Raw genomic sequence first — 21,133 nt, forward strand, 5'->3', positions numbered from 1 at the left:
AAGCCTCATTGGAAGATAGTTAACTTTTCAAAAAAGAAAATGAGGAGGAGAATGAGATGAAGATTGCCGTACTTGGCGGTGGAAATGGCGCCTATGCAGCCGCGGTCGATTTAACAGAGCAAGGACATGAGGTTCGGTTATGGAGACGAGACAAGCAGGCATTCCAAGAAGTATTAAATACACAATCTATTCAGTTAAAGGATGCAAAAGGAATACGAGATGTTTCATTAAAATTGGCTACACCCGAATTAAAGTCAGCTATTGAAGGGGCAAAGCTTATTGTCATTCCTTTGCCGGCTACTACCCAGCAGTCGCTCGCCAAGCAGCTTGCTCCCGTTCTTGAAGAGGGGCAAGTGATTTTCCTGCCACCTGGAACATTCGGCAGCTATGTCATGTCAAAAACTCTAATAGAAGCAGGCTGCAAAGTAAATGTTCTATTTGCAGAAACAGGCACGCTGCCTTATCTGGCAAGAAAGTATGATGAACGAACAGTATCCGTTTCCGGCCGGGCAACACGGCTTCCAACCGGTGTATTTCCAAGTGATCAATCCAGCAAAGCCTTTAAAATATTACAAGAAGCTTATCCAGCGGTGGAGCCTATCGAGGATGCACTTGATGGGGCGCTGATGAATGCCGGTCCTATTATTCACCCACCCTTAATATTAATGAACGCCGGTCCCATTGAGCATTTTGACAAGTGGGATATACATGATGAAGGCACACAGCCAGCGATTCGAAATGTTCATAAGGCCCTCGATGCCGAAAGAATTAAAATTCGTGAAGCGCTAGGATACAAAGCGCCTCATTTTCCACTCGACGATCATTATAATTCAGACGGTGAAGAATGGATGTATGGAAACGGTGCCCATGAAAAGCTTGTAGATGGAGAAGATTGGTTCGAACCGCTCGAGTTAAAGACCCATCGCTATATGAGAGAGGACGTTGCTTGTGGTCTTGCTTTTCTTGTGTCGCTTGGTGATTGGCTGAATATCCCTGTTCCAACAGCGGCTGGGCTTTTGGCCATTGCTTCAAGTGTAATCGGAGAAAATCTGCGAGAGACTGGAAGAACAATTGAAAGCTTAGGACTTGCCAATAAAACGAAAGACAAAGTACAAGAGCTGTTGCGAAAAGGAAGGGTTCAATATGAAGTCAACTAGGGGAATCATTGCCATTGCCGGAGCTGGACGAATGGGAAGGGGGATTGCCTTAACTTTTGCTTATCAAGGGTATCGGGTGGATCTTATCGATGTTAAAGAAAGAGGAGAGAATGAATTCCAGCAATTAAAATTAGCGGCATTTACTGAAATGGAGAGCCAGCTTCACCTTCTAGCAGCAGCAAATGTGTTCCCAAAGGAATCTGTTTCTTCTTTATTAGATCAGATTTCGATTGGTTCTATACAAGATCAAATGGATATCTTGCAGGGGGCTGATGTGCTCTTTGAGGCAGTGCCTGAAATATTGGAGGTGAAAGAAAAAGTCTTTGCTCGTTTATGCCCTCTCTTTCCAGAGAATATGCTTATCGCTTCAACAACCTCTTCTTTTTCGGTAAATCATTTAGCGGGGTTTGTTGCTGAGAGAGGCCGATTTATGAATACACATTGGCTCAATCCCGCCTACTTAATTCCGCTGGTTGAAGTAAGTCCAGGCGATGAAACGAGTGAAGAAGCGTTGCAAGCGATGTTCCAGCTTCTTGAAGGCGTGGGAAAAGTGCCTGTTATGTGTGCTCCTTCTCCAGGCTTTATTGTTCCAAGAATTCAAGCGTTGGCCATGAATGAAGCTGCCCGTCTTGCAGAGGAGGGCGTCGCTTCCATTGGAGACATTGATAAAGCTTCCCGGATTGGCTTCGGCTTGAGATTTGCCGTGCTTGGGCTATTAGAATTCATTGATTGGGGCGGTGCTGATACCCTTTTCCATGCGAGTCATTATTTAAGAAATTCATTGAAGCAAGACAGATTTGCGCCACCGAAAATAATTGAGAACAAAATGGAAACAGGAGATATTGGGATGAAAGCACAGCGAGGATTTTATTCATTTGATGATCAGAATGTCGATGAATATCAAATAGAGACTTTGCGAAAATTTATTGATTTGCTGCAGCATCTAGGATTCATTGCTTCCCCTAAAGAAGCTTCTCTTACGGTTAGGGGGGAGGGAATAAAAAAACACTAAAATATGGGAGATATGCTAGCGAACATTCGTCAGTGGTTCAATTCAGAACACTATAATTTTTGAGAGGTGAGTAATTCTATGAAAAGCGAGACGAATAAGAAAATGGGAAGACGTGCTGCTGTTGCTGCGACATTCGGGTCCGTTATTGAATGGTATGACTTTTTCTTATATGCTACGGCTTCGGCATTGATTTTTCCAAAGGTGTTTTTCCCTGATGCCGATCCTTATCTAGCAACCTTGCAGTCTTTTGGAGCATTTGCGATCGGCTTTTTTGCTCGTCCGGTTGGTGCCGCAATTTTTGGTCATTTCGGCGATCGGGTCGGACGTAAAAATGCACTCGTGCTGACGATGTTTTTAATGGGGTTCAGCAGTTTGGCTATGGGACTTTTGCCTACTTATCACAGCATCGGCATGTGGGCACCTACCTTGCTCGTTCTGTTACGTTTAATTCAAGGAATCGGAGTAGGAGGAGAATGGGGAGGAGCAGTTTTGCTTTCGATGGAATGGGGACAAAAGAAGAGGCAGGCTTTAATGGCCAGTTGGCCGCAAATGGGAGTGTCCGCGGGCCTTTTATTATCTTCTCTCGTTATTTCATTGATCATGTATATATCGGGTGACGGTTTTTATACGTGGGGGTGGCGCATACCTTTTCTCTTTAGCGTCGTTCTGCTTGTCATGGGGTTGATTATTAGAGCAAAAATACCCGAAACTCCTTCTTTCCGAAATGTACAAGAAAAACAAAAAGTATCTCGTATGCCTGTAGTAGATGTAATCAAACAACATCCAAAGGAGATCATTTTAGCTGCTTTAGTCCGGCTGTCTGAAAACGGCCCTTTTTATGTCTATACTGTATTGATGATCAATTATGGAATCGAAACATTTGCGGTCGATAAGCAGTTTTTAGTGAACGCTAACACAGCAGCAAGCTGTGTAATGGTTTTTTGTATTCCTTTATTCGGTTACCTGGCTGATCGGTTTGGGATTAAGAAGATGTATTTAATCGGCGTAGCGGTTACTTTCCTTTGGGCATTCCCGTATATTGGACTGATTAATACAGGTGTTCCTATGGTCATTTTCTTAGCTACTGCTTTATCCATGATTCCTCATAGTATGCAAGTTGGGCCTCAAGGAGCGTTAGTTGCCCAAAGCTTTCCTGCTAGATTACGCTATAGCGGATTGTCACTAGGCTCCCAATTTGGATCAATTATCGCCGGAGGGGTAGCACCGCTTATTTGTACATTCCTTTTACATGAATTCGGCACTGCTTATGCTGTTAGCGGTTATATTGTTTTCGCTGCCATCGTTACGTTCATCGCCTCACTTCTACTTAAAAGCTATGCTGGAGCGGAGGAAGCACAGGAAGAACATGAGAGGGAAATTTCGTCTGCTGCATCTTTACACTAAAGCATCCGGCGATGTATCGAACCAGACAGAAAATCCAACTGTTTCATACTAAATTGTCTGAATTATCAAACCTGTTAGTATATTGCGAAAACTATTTTGAGAATTTAGAATGAAATCATAAGTAAAGTTTAAGACAATGTTGAAAGCGTTAACATGATGGCTCGTTTAATACGGCACTTTAGAGTAAAGGAGGGGAGACTAATGGCGAAGTATACCATCGTCGATCAAGAGACGTGTATCGCCTGTGGGGCCTGTGGAGCGGCCGCCCCTGAAATTTTTGATTATGACGATGAAGGAATTTCCTATGTAATTCTTGATCAAAATGAAGGAACGATGGACGTGCCTGAAGAATTGATCGATGATCTGGAAGAAGCATACGAAGGATGTCCAACAGAGTCAATAAAAGTAGCAGATGTCCCTTTTCACGGAAATCCACTGAAGTATGAAGAAGCAATCTGAAAGGGATTTATCTTTTTTAATGCAGGGATTGTGCTTTTAGCCTGGTTGATATAAATCAATAAATTAAAATAAGAGATTCACTAGAGGAGGAATTCAAATGATCGAGTCTGTTGCTAAGAATAAGCGTGTTGTGGAAATCTATGAAAGCTTTGTTAAGCATATGAAGAACTTTCTGGATGAACAGCAAATCAATCATGAAGAATATACAAACTTCGTAAATTGGGCAAATCGTCTAGGTACAAGCGGTGAAATTCCTTTGTTTCTAGATGTGTTCGTTGAAACACATGTACTTGAATCAAAATATAAAACTCTTCCAGGAACAGAGCCTTCTCTTCTTGGTCCATATTTTGTAGAAGGAACGCAGTTGTTAACGGAACAGCCTTTTGTTGTCCCGCAAAGACCAGATGAAAAAGGGGAAAAACTAGTATTTCGTGGAAATGTCAGCTCTGTGAATGGCCAGCCGCTGCCTAATACAAGAGTAGAATGGTGGCAGGATGATGCGGACGGATTCTATTCTAATTTTGACTCCGATGCGCCTGATTTTAATTTACGAGGTCATTTCTATACAGATGAAAATGGTCATTTTGAAGTGCATTCGATCGTACCGGTTCCTTATCAAATCCCAACAAACGGTCCAACAGGAGAATTTGTAAGGGCTGCCGGCTATCACGCTTATCGGCCAGCCCACCTGCATTTAAAATTCGAGAAAGAAGGTCATGAAGCTCTGATTACGCAAGTATTCTTTGAAGGGGATGAGTGGCTCGAAACAGATGTAGCTAAAGGGGTTCGTTCTTCTTTGCTTACTAAGCTGATAGATAAAGGAGAATATAAAGAAGCTTCGTTAGATTTTGTTATGCGAACTGAATAAGGAAGGGAAAAGAAGGAAGAGAAGCTCTTCCTTCTTTTTCTTCCTAGATAATAGAATCACTAATTTTTTGAAAGGGATGGAGATATGGGGAGAAATGCACTGTGGACAAAAGATTTTTTATTTCTATCACTCGCCAACTTTTTTTATTTTTAGCTTATTATGCTTTGCTCGTTACGCTCCCCTCAGCCGCCATCCAACACTATAATGTATCAGGGGCAACAGCCGGACTGTTTACAACGGTTTTACTGGGAGCCGCTATCGTCGTAAGGCCGTTTACCAGCCGCTGGATTGAACAACATGGAAAGCAGGCTATCTTCCTTATTTCATTGTTGATTTTCGTTTGTTCTTCGATTGCTTATAGTTTTTTTTCTTCCATTATACCTTTGCTCTTTATTCGATTTATCCATGGACTTGGATTTGGGATTGCCACTACGGTCACCATTGCTATTGTCGCTGATATTGTACCTGATTCTCGGAAGGGGGAAGGGATCGGTTATTTTATTATGTCATCCAATTTAGCGATGGTGATAGGGCCTTTCATCGGTTTAAGGATATTGGATGGGTTTAGTATTCATAGTTTGTTTTTTGTGTCGGCATTTTTTTCTTTGTCTGCCTTTCTTTTAGGCTGTACAGTACGACTGCCTAAAGAACAGCAAGTTACACCATTGCCAGGCTCAAAAAAATTTTTTGCCTTCGAAAAAACGACGATTCCGATTGCCATTACAGGAGCCTTTTTTTCTTTCGCTTATTCTTCCGTTCTATCTTTCATGCCGGTATTCGCTGATGAGCGGGGACTAGCGAGAGAAGCGGGTTATTTTTTTGCTGTGTATGCCACTGTTTTAATGATAAGCAGACCTTTTACGGGCAGATGGTTTGATGCGCATGGAAAAAATGTTATTGTTTTTCCATCGATTCTCTTATTCGCATCAGGAATGTTTTGTCTCGGAATGGCAAAAGAAGCTATTTTATTTTTTGTTGCAGCAGGACTTATTGGTATGGGCTGGGGTACGCTTTTTCCAAGCTTCCAGACCATTGCTGTTCAAGAGGTTGAACCACATCGGCGATCCGTAGCAACCGCTACTTTCCTATCTATTTTTGATATTGGTATTGGCGGCGGTTCATTCGCTGCTGGGATATTTACAGAAAAGCTTGATATTGGTATTTTATATGCAGGCAGTTCTATCTACATTTTGCTCGGACTTTTGGTTTATTATTGGGCTCAAAAGAAAAGGGCAGTAGAAATCAAACAGGCAAGTCAAAGACAGGAGGCTTAATAAGTTTTTATCAACTGTAAAAAAGTATATGAAAGTAGCTTGGAGCTATACTTTTTTGTGGTTTATAAATAGAAAGAATATTGCTAATATTTGTGATACAAGCATTTATAAGCGCAAATATTTTGTTCAGCAAAGGGTGGGGAGAAATGAAGTCGTATCAGCTGCTATTTGAGAACTTAATTGATGTAAATCCCCGTACTGGAGAAATTAAATTTAGCGACAGAAGAATGGCTCTCGTGCCTGTAGAAGCATTAGGAATTCTGCGCAGAGATTTAGTTAATACGTTAGGCATGGAGCGGGCAAAGGGATTTTTAATGAGGTACGGGTGGGCATGGGGATATCGAGACGGAGAAACCATTGAAAAAATGTTTGATTGGGACTCAAAGCAAGAGCTTATACTGGCAGGACCTTATTTGCACACCTTAGAAGGGATCGCCACCGTCGAGCAGGATGTAATTGAACTAACAGAGGAAGTTCTTTATTTTACGGGATTCTGGAAAAATTCTTTTGAAGCTGTGGAGCATATTGATCACTATGGCTGCAGCGAGGACCCAGTCTGCTGGACATTGATTGGTTATGCAAGCGGTTATTTAACTAAAACGTTTGGCAAGGAAGTATTAGTTATTGAGGAAGAGTGCCGGGGGAAAGAGGACGCACATTGCCGCTTTGTTGCAAAAACCGTTGATGAAAAGGATGAGCGCCATCAACAGGACTTGCGCTATTATAAGGCGGAATCGCTGTTGTCTGAACTAGATCATGCTTACAAAGAAGTGCAGCAGTTAAACGAAAATATCACCCGATCAGAACAAATTCAAAAGCAATTAACAGATATGCTGCTCGAAGATAAGAGTATAACAGATACGATTCGATTTCTTGCCAATACTTTGCAAAAAAGCATAGTGATTGATTATTACTTTGAGAAGCTAGAGTGTGCATTTGTCTGCTTAGCTGATGAAAAGACCTATCAAAACTGGCGAGAGAATAAAGGCGTTTATAAGGAAGGACAAAAGCAGATTGATGCGTTTTCCATTCGGGCTCACAATGAAAATCTCGGAAGTCTGGTCGTTATTGGCGACAAAGAGCTATGTCAAAAAGAACGAATGATTACTGAACGGGCGCTTACCGTTTTCTCGATACAAATGTTTCATCAGCGCAAGTTGACACAAGCGCTTTGGAGCAAAAAGGAAGATTTTTTTCAAGAAATATTAAATAATAATTACGACGAACATACTCTTCAAAGGTACACACATATTTTCAATTTTAACCCCAAAAATTCAAGCCGCATTCTTACACTGAAAGTCGATACCGATTTAAAACGAAAAGAAATTCTTCATTATATTTGTTTGTTGTATCCAGACACGGATGTGTTTTTAAAGGATCAATATATCACTTTTATATTGTCAGAAGAAGACTACTCGGAAATCGAAAGGTTTTCAATCAAGCTGCAATCCGCTATTCAAAAAGAATTCAAGCCTATAAGGATATACATAGGGGCCGGGCGTAAGGTAAATCATCTAAAAGACTTACCAAGAAGCTATGAAGATGCCTGCCATATTTGTGATTTTATCGAGGCCGCCTATCCGACTGATAGCAGAATCTCCTGCTTTGAAGAATTAGAGCCGGTTATTATGTTTTTTAAAGGCAGTAATCAACAAGAGCTGATCGAATTTTGCAAGAGGACGATCGGAGATATCATTGAGTACGATGAATTAAATCAGGGGAATTTAGTGATTACATTAAAATCTTATTTAGAGCATAATGGCAATCTCCAGCAAACAGCAGATGACTTACATTTATCAATTGCAGGATTGCGTTATCGGATAGACAAGATCGAATCGCTTTGCCGATCTGACTTAAAGACTGGCATTGGTCGTTTTAATTGTCAATTGGCTGTCCAAGTGTATTTTGCCTTGAGAATCATTGAGGGAGATTCCCCTTTTGCTGCGTTAAAAATATAAATAGAGAAGGCCGCCTGTCCGTTCCTTTTGGAGCCGGTCGGCGGCTTTTATGTGCTTTCATTGGATCAAGAATAAGACAAAATTTATGCTTTACTCTCATTTAAAAGCGAAACCACAAAATATGAAACAAAACTAGAGATATACCACGTTTTTTTACAGTTCAAACTATTCTAATTATTCGGGATAATATATTTACACCATGAAAGCGCTTTATAACAAGGAGGCAAAATAAGGAGGAATAATAATGAATGCACAACAAACGGCAACTACCAACCGGCCTTTAACAGGAAAAGAATATTTGGAAAGTCTAAAAGATGGGCGTGAAATATGGATTTATGGCGAGAAAGTAGAAGATGTCACCACTCACCCCGCTTTTCGTAACTCGGCCCGTTCAATCGCCCGGCTTTATGATGCCTTGCATAATGAAAAAACAAAAAATGTTTTAACGGCCGAAACGGATACCGGCAACGGTGGATACACTCAAAAATTTTTCCAATTTGATAAAACAGCAGAGGATCTCTTAGCTTCCCGCAATGCCATTGCTGAATGGGCAAAGCTCTCTTATGGACAAATGGGAAGGTCTCCGGATTACAAAGCGTCTTTTTTGGCAACGCTTGGTGCTGATCCTGATTATTATGCTCCTTATGCAGATAACGCAAGAAGGTGGTACAAGGAAGCACAGGAAAAGAACTTATTTTTCAACCATGCGATTATTAATCCACCAGTGGACCGTAACAAACCATTAGAAGCGGTGCAAGATATTTTTATTAAAGCAGTGGGAGAAACAGAGGAAGGGGTCGTCGTTAGCGGTGCCAAGATGGTCGCCACCGGCTCCGCTCTAACCAACTATAACTTTGTGGCTCATTACGGGGCAGCTCCTATTAAGGATGAGAACATGGCCCTTTGCTTTGTAGCTTCGATGGATACGCCAGGTGTCAAACTAGTGTGCCGGACTTCGTACGAAATGAACGCGGCTGTTATGGGCAGCCCATTTGATTATCCGTTGAGCAGCCGCTTTGATGAAAATGATGCCGTGCTGGTGTTTGAGAATGCCTTAATCCCTTGGGAGAATATTTTAATTTATAAAGATGTGGAGAAGATTAATAACTTCTTTGCAGAGAGCGGATTCTTACATCGTTTTACTTTCCATGGCCTTACAAGACTAGCAGTAAAGCTAGACTTTATCGCCGGCTTATTGATCAAAGCGGTTAAGGTGAATGGAACCGACCAATTCCGCGGTGTGCAGGCGAATGTCGGAGAGGTTATTGCTTGGAAAAATATGTTCTGGGCTTTAAGTGACGCCATGGCGATGAATCCAAATGAAGGAAAGAATGGCACGGTGCTGCCAAACTTAAATTATGGGCTCGCCTATCGGGTCTTTATGTCAGAAGGCTGGCCGAAAATTAAAGAGATTATTGAAAACGTCGTGGCAGGCAGCTTAATCGTTCAACCTTCCAGCGTACGCGACTTTAAAAATCCTGAGCTTCGTTCTATCATCGATAAGCTGTACAGAGGCTCCAATGATGTAGATGCCTTAAATAAGATCAAGCTCATTAAATTGCTTTGGGACGTAGTAGGAACAGAATACGGCGGCAGACACGAATTGTATGAAAGAAATTATTCTGGAAATCACGAAAATATCCGCCTTGAAAACCTCGTTGTCGCTACTAGCAGCGGAGAGGCAGAGAGGATGGAGAAATTCGTTGAAGCGTGTATGAATGATTACGACTTAGACGGCTGGAAAAATGACACATGGATAAACCCCGACGATGTCAGCTATTTTTCAAAGTGACCAGTAAGAGAGTCCGGAAGAGTTTCACTGGCTGTTTTCAAAAAAAGCTCTATTGGAGGAGAAGTGAACAGGCCGTTAAGGAGACGCTGCATCAATCATAGGACATGGAGGGAACTTCTATGGAAGTAATCAAAAACCATAATTTAAAGCTGAAGCAATCTGTCGTGACGATCGGCGCTTTTGACGGCATTCATATTGGACACCAGTCGCTTATCAAGAAGACGGTCAATCGGGCACGCCAGTTAAATGTTCCTGCGGTAGTCTATACGTTTGATCCTCCTCCTAGACCCTATTTTCAAAATCAAATGATTTTAACGACTGTGGAGGAAAAAGTCGGATTTTTAAAAAAGCTTGGTATCGATTATGCCATTATTGCAAGATTTGATGAAGATTACGTAGCAAGAAGTGCTGAAGACTTTCTAAAAGAATTGGAAGCCTTGTCTCCACAAGAGGTATGGATAGGGCCAAATTTTCAATTTGGAAAAGGCAAACAAGGAACAACGAAAGAATTGGCTGCCCGTTTTCATACATTTATTCATCCGCTGGTTAAGTGTGCAAACGGACAACCGGTTTCTTCTACACGAATAAGAAACTTACTTGATGAGCAGGAAGAAAAACTGGCAAATGAGCTTCTCGGAAGAGATTTGTTTGCCGGCGCTTAAATATAGTGATTCTTGAGCGAAAGAGTCTTATAAAAAATAAATTGAAATAGGGAGGAATTAAAATGATAGAATCTGTTGCCCAAAGTAAACGAGTGGTGGAAATCTATGAGAGCTTCGTTAAGCATATGAAGAATTTTTTGGATGAGCAGCAAATCAATCATGAAGAATATACAAACTTTGTGAAGTGGGCAAACCGTTTAGGCACGAGCGGGGAAATTCCTCTGTTTTTAGATGTATTCGTAGAAACATACGTATTAGAAGCAAAATATAAGGGCCTTCCTGGAACAGAGCCGTCGCTTCTTGGTCCTTATTTTGTAGAAGGAACTCCATTACTGAAAGAGAAACCTTTCGCCGTCCCGCAAAGACCGGATGAAAAAGGGGATAAGCTTGTATTCCGTGGCAGTGTCCGCTCCGTAAATGGAACGATTTTATCTAATACGAGAGTAGAATGGTGGCAGGATGATGCGGACGGCTATTATTCTAACTTTGATTCTGATGCTCCCCACTACAATTTAAGAGGACATTTCTATACAGATGATAATGGCCAGTTTGAAGTACACTCCATCGTACCGGTTCCTTATCAAATTCCAACGAACGGGCCAACCGGAGAATTTGTAAGAGCGGCTGGTTATCATTCCTACCGTCCAGCTCATATTCACATGAAATTTGAAAAAGAGGGCCATGAAACATTGATTACGCAAGTATTCTTTGAGGGTGATGAGTGGCTCGATACAGATGTGGCCAACGGCGTCCGTTCTTCTTTATTAACGAAGCTTGTAGACAAAGGTGATCATAAAGAAGCTTCACTGGACTTCGTTATGCGGACGGAATGAGAAAGAAGTTACTGAAGAGGGAAGGGGAGATAACTGCCTCTTCTCTTTCTTTGCTCACAAAAAAGCTATTTCTAAAAAATTCAACCATTTTTTGAGGGAGTAAATCCGTTCTTCTTATTTATTGAATAGCGCAAAGCTGACGAAAAAACCTTATAAAAAAGAATAAAAGAGAGCCAGAAAAGTGTTTGCTAAGTATCTGATACTCTATAGACGATTTAAGTTATACTCGAAACGTTGAGCGCTATATGATAGAATAAATTAACAAATAAGAAACTGCCTATTCATTAGCGATTAAAAGATGCCCTTTTTTAATTGAAACTAGTGAAAGAACTGGCTGTCTTAAATAACTGCTGTCAAAATTCGATAGCACTATTTAAGGCAGCCAATTTTTATTATAAGGAGTGAAAATCATGAAGATGTATATGAAAGAGATTAATAACCGCAGGTTCCAATTGGCTGACTACCCTGGAAAAAAAGGGACGATCATTGCGATTCACGGCTTAACAGGCACGCACAAAAATATGCATTATTACGCTGAGTCGTTAAAAGGAGATTACCGGTTTATTGCACTTGATTTAAGAGGGAGAGGCAATAGTTCAGAGATGGATGAGGAGCCTTCGATCTTCAAGCATGCAGAAGATATTATAGATTTAATAAAGGAGCTTAAAATTGAAAATCCCATTTTAATCGGCCATTCGATGGGTGCTTTTATCTCGACTATTGTGGCCAGCAAATTAAATTCTGTGAAAGGGATTATTTTGTTAGATGGCGCCGCTTTAATGTCTGATCATCAGCGCGATATTGTGAAGCCGTCACTTGGAAGGTTAAGTAAGCAGTATGAGTCAGCGGAAAGGTATGTGCAAGAAACAAAAGGAATTTATGAGCGTTTAGGTGTAGAGTGGTCCCCGGTATTAGAAGAGGCGGTCCGGTACGAAATTCGGGAAGCGGAGGGCCATTGGGGACATAAATCGTGCGAAGCAAAAATTTTAACTGACTTTGAAAGTTTTTATTCCTATTCTCCTAAAGAGGTATGTGAAGCGATTCAATGCCCAGTTTTATTGGTATATGCCAAAGGGGAAATCGGACCATTTCCTCCTCTGTTTTACGAGGCAGATTACGATGAAACAAAAAAATATACAAAGAATATGAAGACAGTGATTTCAGACAGCAATCATTACACGATGGTATTTGAAAACAGAGAAGAAATCAATCAGATAGTAAAAGAATTTTTGCAGAATATTCATGAAATTAGTTGTAATATTTAGAATTTAGTGTAAAATATAAATATGAATTAAATGAGCGATTGCCTATTCATTAGCTATTAAAAATTACCCTTTTTAATACTACCTAATGAACAAATGGCTGTCTTAAACAACTGTTATCTCATGAGATAGCAATGTTTAAGGCAGCCATTTTTTTGTGGCAATGGTGTAAAGCTTTCAATCGATCTTACCTTCACAATTTAATGGAATAGGATGTTGAAAATGAGCAAAGGATTAGCATATTTCAAAGAAGTATACGATAAAGTGCCAGGCTGGGTACAAAAAATGCATGATTATAGCCCTGAAGCGCTTGAGCATTACACAAGTTTGCGCGGCGGCATTATGAATGATAGCGCCCTAACAAGAAAAGAAAAAGATATTCTGCTAGTCGGCATGAATGCAGCACGGCTGTATGAGCGGAGTATGGTCTACCACACGAAAGGAGCGTTAGATGGCGGAGCGACTATACCGGAATTAGTAGAATACTTGTTGGTTTCCTATTTATATAACGGAGAGAAAGCATTAAAAACAGCTACCAAATCGTTAGAGTATGCCTTGTCATTAAAAGGAAAAGAGGTTCCTGATTTCGAAAACAATGCACAAACAGCGGAAGAACTGCTGAATCGGATGATTCAATTAATGGAGGATGAAGACACACAGTTCGCGGAAGAAGTGTTGGCCTTGATTCGTTCGGGAGAAGAAGAGCAGTTAAAAGAAAAAATAGTAAGCGATGCAGTAGTTTCCCGGAGAATGAAGCATCTTTTAATATCAGGTATTTATATTACCGAACTAAAAGGAAAGGAAGCAGGGGAGTGGATGGAAGCGGCCAGAAAACAGGGAGCTTCCGAAGCGGAATTAGCCGATGTTGGATTGATTTGTTTATTAACAGCAGGCATTCCGGCCTGGTTTGAAGCCAGTGATTCATTAATTGAAAAATAAAGGGGAAGAGGTGGTGAAAAGCATGGCGAAAATCCATGAGGACATCAAGCAAGCTTTGTCTTGTGTACAGTCTGGCCACACGCTTATGGTCGGCGGATTTGGTTTAATCGGAGCGCCTCTAACATTAATTGACGGACTGGCTGAAAGAGACGTATCCAATTTGACGATCATTAGCAACAACTTAGGGGAAGTCGGCCGGGGGTTGGGGATTCTCCTTAGACAAAACAAAATCAGGAAAGCGATCGGCTCTTATTTTACAAGCAACCGGGAAGTGGGCGACTATTATCAAAAAGGAGAAATAGAGTTGCAGCTGTTGCCACAGGGGACGTTATCCGAGTCCATGCGAGCGGGCGGAGCAGGAATTGGCGGGTACTATACGAAAACTGGTGTTGGAACCGAATTAGCTAAAGGAAAGGAAGAACGGGAGATTAACGGAGTGAAGTATATTTTTGAACCGGCCATTCGGGCAGATGTGGCATTAATCAGAGCACATAAAGCAGACACGCTTGGAAATCTTGTTTACTACAAGACAGCTCGTAATTTCAATCCGTTAATGGCCACAGCAGCCGATATCGTTATCGCCGAAGTAGATGAAATTGTTGAACCAGGCGAACTGTCACCGGAAGAAATTGTAACGCCTCATTTATTCGTCGATGGAATCGTGAAGGCACAGAAAATATTGACGAAAGCCGGGGTGGTCAGTTGTGGCTGAAAAACATACTATTCAGGAAGTGATCGCTGAACGAGCCGCCAGAGAATTAACAGGTCCTTGTATTGTTAATCTGGGGATCGGAATTCCAACATTAGTAGCCAAGTATATTGATGATAAAGATGTTTATTTTCATACGGAGAACGGCCTGCTTGGTGTAACGGATGTAGAAGAAGATGAGATCGATCCGAACCGGGTGAATGCAGGTAAATTGCCAGTTGGTGAAACGATCGGTGCCTCATTTTTCAACAGTGCAGATTCTTTTGCTATGATTCGCGGGGTCATGTTGATGTCGCCATCCTTGGTGTATTGCAAGTGGATCAAAAAGGTATTATTGCTAACTGGGCTGTGCCGGGGAAGAACATTATGGGAGTAGGCGGCGCGATGGATTTACTTGTAGGAGCAAAGAAAGTAATTGTCACAACGACACATACAACAAAAGACGGAAAAAGCAAACTGTTAAAGGCGTGTACGTTCCCAATTACTTCAACAAGAAGTATAGATATGATCATTACCGAGCTGGCTGTTTTTGAAGTAGCTGACGGCAAACTAAAGTTAATCGAGTTAATGCCGGGAGCGACAATAGAGATGGTACGAGAAAAAACAGAAGCAGAATTTATAGAGCAGAGGATTGATGATAATGAAGATTCATTCGCTAAATATATACGTAGTTGACCTGCCGACCATTCGTCCTCATCATTTAGCGATGCATACGATTGTCACACAAACCATTGTATTGGCGTGTATGAAGAGTGAGGATGGCATAGAAGGATGGGCGGAAGTAGCGACGATTGGTGGCACGTCTTATTCGGAGGAAAGTCCGGAAGCCATTAAGTTTAACATTGAAAAATATATTAAGCCGCTCATTATTGGGGAGAGTGCGGGAAACTTTGAGGCATTGTCTTATAAAATCGGTACGTATGTGAAAGGAAATTACTATGCAAAGGCGCTCATTGAAGCAGCAATGGTTGATTTAACTGCTAAAACAAGAAACATTCCTGCCTACGAATTATTTGGCGGGCAATGCCACGCTTCATTACCTGTCGCCTGGACACTGGCCAGTGGTGATACAGCAAGAGACATTGAAGAGGCGCAGCGTTGTCTGGCAGAAAGAAAGCATAATATTTTTAAATTAAAAATTGGAAAGGGGGATCCAAAAACGAATGTGGCTCATGTGATTAAGATCAAAGAAGCGATTGGGGAGTCCGGTAGTGTCCGGGTTGATGTGAACCAGGCGTGGGATGAAGTGACCTCTTTGTATTGTATTGAAGCACTGGAAGATGGCGGCGTGGACCTCATCGAACAGCCACTCGTCCGTTGGAACAATGAAGGCATGGCGAAGCTTTCGGCTCGTTTCAAAGTGCCGATTATGGCCGATGAATCGGTTGGCACGATTCAAGAAGCATATCAAATGGCTAAGTGCAGGGCAGCGAACGTATTTGCTTTGAAAGTTGCCAAAGCCGGCGGTTTAACAGCGGTGAAAAAGGTGGCCGCTATTGCGGAAGCGTCTGGAATACCGTTATATGGCGGAACGATGATCGAATCCTCGCTCGGAACGGCCATTTGCGCGCAGCTCTATTCCACTATTTCAGAAATGACGTTTGGCACAGAACTATTTGGTCCGCTGCTATTTAAAGATAATGTGACGGTTAACGAAATTGAATATGAAAACTTTGAAGTAAAAGTGCCGAACGGGCCAGGGTTTGGGATGACAATCGATAAAGAAAAAGTAAAACATTATTCAAGAGAAGTGTATATGGTATAAACTTATAAGGGAAAAAATAATTCCCTTACATGGTGAATGCCACATAGACATGGGATCTTGAAAGGATGTAGTTGTATGAGAATGACAAGTGTACTGATTACCGCTTATGCAAAAGCACCGCAAAATACAAGCATGTATGAAAATTATAAATACGCGGGAATCGTGCTTGAAATTCATAAAGAAAGTCATATTGTCCTCAATGCCGAATTTACCTTCTTAACGAACCTTGCTCAGGATTACTTTAAGAGAATGATTGTTGGTTATGACTTTAGCAAAGATCTTAAACCGCTGATCGAAGAGATCACGGAAGATTTTCTGGCGCCGTCCCAGCAGGCGGTAATCGTAGCGTTAAAGGTGGCGCATCAGCGGTATAAAGACAGTTTGGAAGCGAGAAAATAAGGAGCAAATCACCGAAAAGATATAGTAGAGCGTTTCCTCTTTATCTTTTAATAATCCTATTTGATTGAATATTTAAAATTTTGTTTATTCCAGTTTTTACGTCTTTCCAAGAAAGTGGAGCGTACAGTTGCGCAGTAATTTGATAAGCAAGAATTATAGAAATAAAGATAAACAAATTTCATGTAACAATATAAAAGGAGCGAGAATAAATGGACAAAGCAGAAAAGCAGAATTTATTTAAAGAAGTGATGGGAAACTATCCGACGGGAGTAACGATTGTAACTGGAGTTACTGAGGATGGAACACCGGTTGGCTTAACCGTGAATTCATTTGCGTCCGTCTCGCTTGACCCCTTGATGGTGCTTTGGTCTATTGACCATGGAGTGTCAACAATTAAAGCATTTACAGAAGGAGGAAAGTTTGCTATCCACGTTCTCGCTGGTGAACAGCAAGAACTATGTAAAACCTTTGCCACAAAAGGAGTAGATCGCTTCGGTCAGTGTAAATGGGAGATGTCTGAAAATGGACTGCCAATCATTGAAGGGGCGTTTGGTGTCTTTGAATGTGAAACATCTCAAGCTGTTGAAGCAGGAGATCACACGATATTGATTGGGAATGTGACCAATATCCATCTTGATAAAACTAAAGATCCAATGCTTTATCATCGCCGTTGTTTCGGTCCAATTCCGGCTGAGTTTTATAGCTATGTTAAGTGAACAATCAAAAGAGGTTATCAGTTAATGGATAACAAAAATCGGGCAAATTGCCCGATTTTTTGTTGGCTATTAAGATATCCCTAGGGTGACACCGAGCTTCTTCAAATATTGTCTGTAAGCGATGCTCACGCGGTCAGAGATCAATGAAAGCTCAACTTGCAAGTCAAGCGGCAGCTCCTCTGGTTTTTGGTTTTCGACGATCGGTTTGTCCTGAGAGAAAATTTCATCCTGGAATTCGACCAGCTGCTGGTCTGTTAGTCCGGTATCGTAATTGAAAGAAAGAATACCGTAAGCGATGGAAGTTATTTCATCAACAGGGCGGACTGTTAAGAGAATCGTCATTAATGTATCATTTTCACGGTCTTTCTTCGTGAATTTTACCGTTAATGGACGAATGATTTCATACGTGTAGTAAACATATTTCGGTATGCCAGATCCGTCTGGGTCAGGCTGGAAAATAGCAATTTCGTCAGAGAATATCCGGCTGCCTTCCCAATGGACGGAATAGTCCCCGATCTCCCGATGCGTTTCTGCCCCTAAGTACCCTTGATGAACAACAGCAAGATGGCCGACATCAAGAAAATTCTCAATGATGCGCGGTGGCTTTGCTTGCACTTCTTGCGGTCCCCAAATGACATTGTGAAAGTCTGTGCCTTCCATTTCCTCATATCGAAAAAATTCTGGTTGGTTGTTCGCTAAGTTGACCCAAATGAAGCCGTATTTCTCCACACAAGCGTAGGAGACCGCTTTCGCTTTTTTAGGGATAGCTCTTCCTTCCGGCAGCTGCGGGATCTTCACGCAATCGCCTTGATCATTATATTCCCAAGCATGATAAGGACAGACGAGACAGTCATTCTTGACTTCTCCGAGTGATAAAGCAGCCCCTCTGTGGATACACAAATCTTTAAAAGCGTGCACGCCGTTATGGTTTCTGAAAATAGCCAAACGTTCTCCCATAAGAATGACTTGAACAGGCTTTTCTTTTACATCTTCTGAACGACAAGCTACTAGCCAATCCTGCCGTAATACATCGTCTTGCAACATATCTCTTATCCCTCCGAATCAATATCATGCCTTTATTTTAATAATAGGAGAGTAGTAGGTCAACAAAAATACGAATTAAATTATATTATTTCGAAAAAATGTTCGTTTTTTATATACAAAAAGAATTTTTTTTATATAATCCACTTGAAAATAAATAAAAAACGAATAAAAGGAAGGGTTGCAGTGGAAAACAAGTCAGGAAACAACATTATTATCGGAGTAGATGATAAAGTTAGCCCCGGTAAAGCATTTGTCCTTGGATTACAGCATGTGCTGGCTATGGATTTATATATTGCCCCAATTGTCATTGCAGGCCTACTTGCGTTAAGTACAGAGAATACATCTTTCTTTATCCAAATGTGCTTCTTGGCCACAGGACTAGCTACATTAATTCAAACAGGTGCAGGAATCAAGCTTCCAGTCGTACAAGGGCCGTCTTATGTGCCGATTGGTGCGATCGCTGCAATTGGCGGTAAGCTCGGTCTTGGCGCAATTGCAGGGAGCCTCATTCCTGGTGCCATCATTATTGCTATTCTTGGGTATCCGTTAAAGTGGTTTGCTAAAGCAGTTAGAAGGATTATTCCACCACTTGTCGGTGGTACGGTTATCATTATTGTAGGTATCGCTTTAATGCCTGTCGGGCTTAATAATGTGTTTATCTCAGAAGGAAACATCGGGGACAATATTTTGATCGCAGCTGTTTCGGCGATCGTGCTCGTTATTTGTATGCTGCTTGGCCGTAAAAAGAACGGTTTCAGCACGTTTTTACGCTTGGTCTCTGTTATTATTGCCATTGTCGCCGGTACAATCACAGCCAGCTTTTTTGGCACAGTTGATTTTTCCCCAGTAAAAGAAGCGAGCTGGTTTGCCCTGCCGACCTTATTTCCGTTTGGAAAGCCGATATTTGATGCCGGTGCTATTATTACAATGGTGTTTGTCTATTTCATTATTTTAATGGAAACAACAGGTACTTGGTTCGTTGTCTCTACTGTTACTGGAAAAGAACTGGACGAAAAACGCTTGAATCAAGCTTCTGTTGGAGAAGGGCTTGGCTGTTTGATCGGGTCTCTATTTGGCAGCACGCCGATGACGGGTTATTCATCAAATGCGGGCCTCCTAGCTATTACCGGTGTGGCAAGCCGGATGGTCATCATGGCAAGTGGACTGATTCTTGTCTTTCTTGGTCTTATTCCTAAATTGTCCACAGCGATTACGTGTATCCCTGAGCCTGTAATCAATGGGATCTTTGGCATCGTTTGTGTAGCTATCGTTACGAATGGCATGAAAGTTATTCAACCCATCATCATTGATGACCGCAATATGATCGTGATTGGCCTTCCAATTTTATTAACCATTGCTGTTACCATTTTACCGAAAGAAGTACTCAATAGTGTTCCTGACTGGGCTAACTATATTTTATCTTCTGGTATTACAGTTGGTGCACTGGCAACTGTTCTTCTAAATCTGGCCATTCCGGAAGAAAAAAGAAAAGCAGAAAAGGAAGTAAGCAGTTTATAGTGATTTGTGAAAAAGCCATCATCCTTCTTAAGAGGAATGATGGCTTTTTATAAAAGAACAGTTATTAAGGAAATCGGATAGGAATGTTTGATTTATGCTGGTCCTTATAGGAACGATAAGCGACAATGCTCCGGTCGGTTGTCCGGGCGTCTAATTGTAAAATCTGTGGCCCTTTCATCTCCAAATAATAATGGATGCCCATTGTTTCAAGGTCGTAGAACGTGAAGGTTTTCCCTAAAAAAGTTTTAGTCACTTTCTTTGTATCATGATGGGTGGGAATGAAGGCTGCCAGTTCTGTAACAGAGGCAGAAGGTATGCCTGTTAATTCAAACGTTTTTTCTTTTATATAGGCGGTAGTCCGTCCGAGTGTTTCCTTTGCCTGATTCACCATCTGATTCACGTTCATAGGGTTATCACCTCAAGAGCTGACCCATCATGCAAATGGGTCAGCTATTTGTTAATGATCCAATAAAATCATGCTGTTTTGCATTTGCTGAAGCTGCAGTCTCATTCGGTGAAGCTGTTCTCTTTGCTGCTCGTTTGCACTAAGTAACAATTTATCCAATTGATTGTAAGCATCCTCCAACATCAATTGAGACTGAGAAAAGTTTCCATCATTATTATGCTCTTGCCGAGCTGCCTGCTTATATTGTTCTTCAGCATAATTAATTGCCCCTTGACATTGCTCCAAACATTCATCGACAGATTGTCTTGTTGCCATGCAGATCCTCTCCTTGCGACAAGTAATAAAAGCTTGCCGTTGCCTTTAGTTTTGCCTTTTTTATTTCTGATTATTAAAGCCAAAGATTGAAAGGACGAGAAGTTTGCATGTGACATTTTTCCATACTACAGCTGGTGTTTTAAGCAAATAGTAAATACAGGGGGTGTTAATATGAGCAAAAATAGAAATCGGGGCAATAAAGCTTTCAGCGGTGTAAATCCTCAAGGATATGCCGGAGGAGGAAAAGGAGATACGAGCCCAAAGTCAGAGCTCGAAGATAGAGCTAAACATAGCAATACGAAGCGTTAACATTTGCTCTCCCGCTATAACGGCGGGAGGGCGATTCCAAACGAAGTGGTTTAAGCAAATGAATGTTTGGCAGCAGAATGAGTGTGGCCATGACAGAAAGACTTTAACGACGTCTTATTCCAGATTCGATGTAAACATGCGCACATAGAGGTAGGGGAATCACAGAGAATCCATTACAGTTCAAGTGCCCAATTGCCCATTATCCTCTAAAGACGCAGGTTTTTTTATGATGAAGATAGGTCTATTTATTCGCAACAAATTACATAGATTTGTTAACAGAGTAGTGTTAATATTGAGATAGTTAATGAGGGGGGAGAATAATGTTACATCCA

At 41.4% G+C, this 21,133-nt stretch carries 21 protein-coding genes and 1 pseudogene; 19 read left to right on the forward strand and 3 right to left on the reverse strand.

Annotated features, from left to right (window positions below; all coding sequences use genetic code 11):
- Nucleotides 1-56: 56 nt before the first annotated feature.
- From CJ483_RS19270 to CJ483_RS19350, 17 genes and pseudogenes are all read left to right on the forward strand, one after another.
- A complete protein-coding gene (locus CJ483_RS19270; protein WP_120036710.1) occupies nucleotides 57-1,157 on the forward strand; it encodes an NAD/NADP octopine/nopaline dehydrogenase family protein in 1,101 nt (366 codons plus the stop codon).
- Nucleotides 1,144-2,169 (forward strand): 3-hydroxybutyryl-CoA dehydrogenase, encoded by a 1,026-nt coding sequence (locus CJ483_RS19275; protein ID WP_120036712.1) that lies wholly within the window; start codon nucleotides 1,144-1,146, stop codon nucleotides 2,167-2,169. The genes CJ483_RS19270 and CJ483_RS19275 overlap by 14 nt, the downstream gene beginning before the upstream one ends.
- A 78-nt stretch (nucleotides 2,170-2,247) precedes the next feature.
- Nucleotides 2,248-3,573 (forward strand): MFS transporter, encoded by a 1,326-nt coding sequence (locus CJ483_RS19280; protein WP_120036714.1) that lies wholly within the window; start codon nucleotides 2,248-2,250, stop codon nucleotides 3,571-3,573.
- A 201-nt stretch (nucleotides 3,574-3,774) separates the two neighbouring features.
- A complete protein-coding gene (locus tag CJ483_RS19285) occupies nucleotides 3,775-4,032 on the forward strand; it encodes a ferredoxin (RefSeq protein ID WP_120036716.1) in 258 nt (85 codons plus the stop codon).
- Between the two features lie 97 nt (nucleotides 4,033-4,129).
- The gene (locus CJ483_RS19290) at nucleotides 4,130-4,900 is read left to right on the forward strand and encodes a dioxygenase family protein (RefSeq protein ID WP_120036718.1); all 771 of its coding nucleotides are present in this window, start codon (nucleotides 4,130-4,132) and stop codon (nucleotides 4,898-4,900) included.
- Nucleotides 4,901-5,001: 101 nt separating this feature from the next.
- Nucleotides 5,002-6,174, forward strand: a complete 1,173-nt coding sequence (locus tag CJ483_RS19295; protein WP_259455721.1) for an MFS transporter — start codon at nucleotides 5,002-5,004, stop codon at nucleotides 6,172-6,174.
- Between the two features lie 146 nt (nucleotides 6,175-6,320).
- Nucleotides 6,321-8,132, forward strand: coding sequence for a XylR N-terminal domain-containing protein (locus CJ483_RS19300; protein WP_120036720.1), 1,812 nt, complete (start codon nucleotides 6,321-6,323; stop codon nucleotides 8,130-8,132).
- 244 nt (nucleotides 8,133-8,376) lie between these two features.
- A complete protein-coding gene (locus CJ483_RS19305; RefSeq protein WP_120036722.1) occupies nucleotides 8,377-9,924 on the forward strand; it encodes a 4-hydroxyphenylacetate 3-hydroxylase N-terminal domain-containing protein in 1,548 nt (515 codons plus the stop codon).
- Nucleotides 9,925-10,043: 119 nt separating this feature from the next.
- Nucleotides 10,044-10,586, forward strand: coding sequence for an FAD synthetase (locus CJ483_RS19310; protein WP_120036724.1), 543 nt, complete (start codon nucleotides 10,044-10,046; stop codon nucleotides 10,584-10,586).
- Between the two features lie 62 nt (nucleotides 10,587-10,648).
- Complete coding sequence (locus tag CJ483_RS19315; protein WP_120036726.1) at nucleotides 10,649-11,419, forward strand: dioxygenase family protein; 771 nt, start codon at nucleotides 10,649-10,651, stop codon at nucleotides 11,417-11,419.
- A 410-nt stretch (nucleotides 11,420-11,829) separates the two neighbouring features.
- Complete coding sequence (locus CJ483_RS19320) at nucleotides 11,830-12,684, forward strand: alpha/beta fold hydrolase (RefSeq protein WP_120036728.1); 855 nt, start codon at nucleotides 11,830-11,832, stop codon at nucleotides 12,682-12,684.
- 219 nt (nucleotides 12,685-12,903) lie between these two features.
- Nucleotides 12,904-13,620, forward strand: a complete 717-nt coding sequence (locus CJ483_RS19325; protein WP_120036730.1) for a carboxymuconolactone decarboxylase family protein — start codon at nucleotides 12,904-12,906, stop codon at nucleotides 13,618-13,620.
- 22 nt (nucleotides 13,621-13,642) lie between these two features.
- Complete coding sequence (locus CJ483_RS19330) at nucleotides 13,643-14,332, forward strand: CoA transferase subunit A (protein WP_120036732.1); 690 nt, start codon at nucleotides 13,643-13,645, stop codon at nucleotides 14,330-14,332.
- Nucleotides 14,325-15,004 (forward strand): annotated as a pseudogene (locus tag CJ483_RS19335) (3-oxoacid CoA-transferase subunit B). Before CJ483_RS19330 ends, CJ483_RS19335 begins: the two are co-directional and overlap by 8 nt.
- Nucleotides 14,970-16,094, forward strand: coding sequence for a muconate cycloisomerase family protein (locus CJ483_RS19340; RefSeq protein WP_120036735.1), 1,125 nt, complete (start codon nucleotides 14,970-14,972; stop codon nucleotides 16,092-16,094). Before CJ483_RS19335 ends, CJ483_RS19340 begins: the two are co-directional and overlap by 35 nt.
- Nucleotides 16,095-16,169: 75 nt before the next feature.
- Nucleotides 16,170-16,493: a DUF3870 domain-containing protein gene (locus tag CJ483_RS19345; RefSeq protein ID WP_120036736.1), complete on the forward strand. Its 324-nt coding sequence runs from the start codon at nucleotides 16,170-16,172 to the stop codon at nucleotides 16,491-16,493.
- A gap of 209 nt (nucleotides 16,494-16,702) precedes the next feature.
- Entirely contained in the window at nucleotides 16,703-17,209 is a 507-nt protein-coding gene (locus CJ483_RS19350) for a flavin reductase family protein (RefSeq protein ID WP_120036738.1), read from the forward strand.
- Nucleotides 17,210-17,278: 69 nt separating this feature from the next.
- Here CJ483_RS19350 and CJ483_RS19355 read toward each other — a convergent pair whose 3' ends face one another.
- Complete coding sequence (locus CJ483_RS19355; RefSeq protein ID WP_120036740.1) at nucleotides 17,279-18,253, reverse strand: aromatic ring-hydroxylating oxygenase subunit alpha; 975 nt, start codon at nucleotides 18,251-18,253, stop codon at nucleotides 17,279-17,281.
- A 183-nt stretch (nucleotides 18,254-18,436) separates the two neighbouring features.
- Between CJ483_RS19355 and CJ483_RS19360 the strand changes: the two genes are divergently transcribed.
- Nucleotides 18,437-19,771 carry a uracil-xanthine permease family protein gene (locus CJ483_RS19360; protein WP_120036742.1) on the forward strand — a complete coding sequence of 445 codons (1,335 nt, stop codon included), beginning with the start codon at nucleotides 18,437-18,439 and terminating at the stop codon, nucleotides 19,769-19,771.
- A 64-nt stretch (nucleotides 19,772-19,835) separates the two neighbouring features.
- On the opposite strand, the gene CJ483_RS19365 is transcribed toward CJ483_RS19360, so the two are convergent.
- A complete protein-coding gene (locus CJ483_RS19365; RefSeq protein WP_120036744.1) occupies nucleotides 19,836-20,177 on the reverse strand; it encodes a hypothetical protein in 342 nt (113 codons plus the stop codon).
- Nucleotides 20,178-20,228: 51 nt separating this feature from the next.
- Nucleotides 20,229-20,498, reverse strand: coding sequence for a YtzC family protein (locus CJ483_RS19370; protein WP_340856452.1), 270 nt, complete (start codon nucleotides 20,496-20,498; stop codon nucleotides 20,229-20,231).
- A gap of 165 nt (nucleotides 20,499-20,663) precedes the next feature.
- Here CJ483_RS19370 and CJ483_RS19375 point away from each other — a divergent pair, with 165 nt between their 5' ends.
- Nucleotides 20,664-20,801: a small, acid-soluble spore protein L gene (locus tag CJ483_RS19375; protein ID WP_120036748.1), complete on the forward strand. Its 138-nt coding sequence runs from the start codon at nucleotides 20,664-20,666 to the stop codon at nucleotides 20,799-20,801.
- The last annotated feature ends 332 nt before the right edge of the window (nucleotides 20,802-21,133 follow it).

Origin of the sequence: Bacillus sp. PK3_68 (genome assembly GCF_003600835.1) — a bacterium.
GTDB lineage: Bacteria > Bacillota > Bacilli > Bacillales > Domibacillaceae > Pseudobacillus.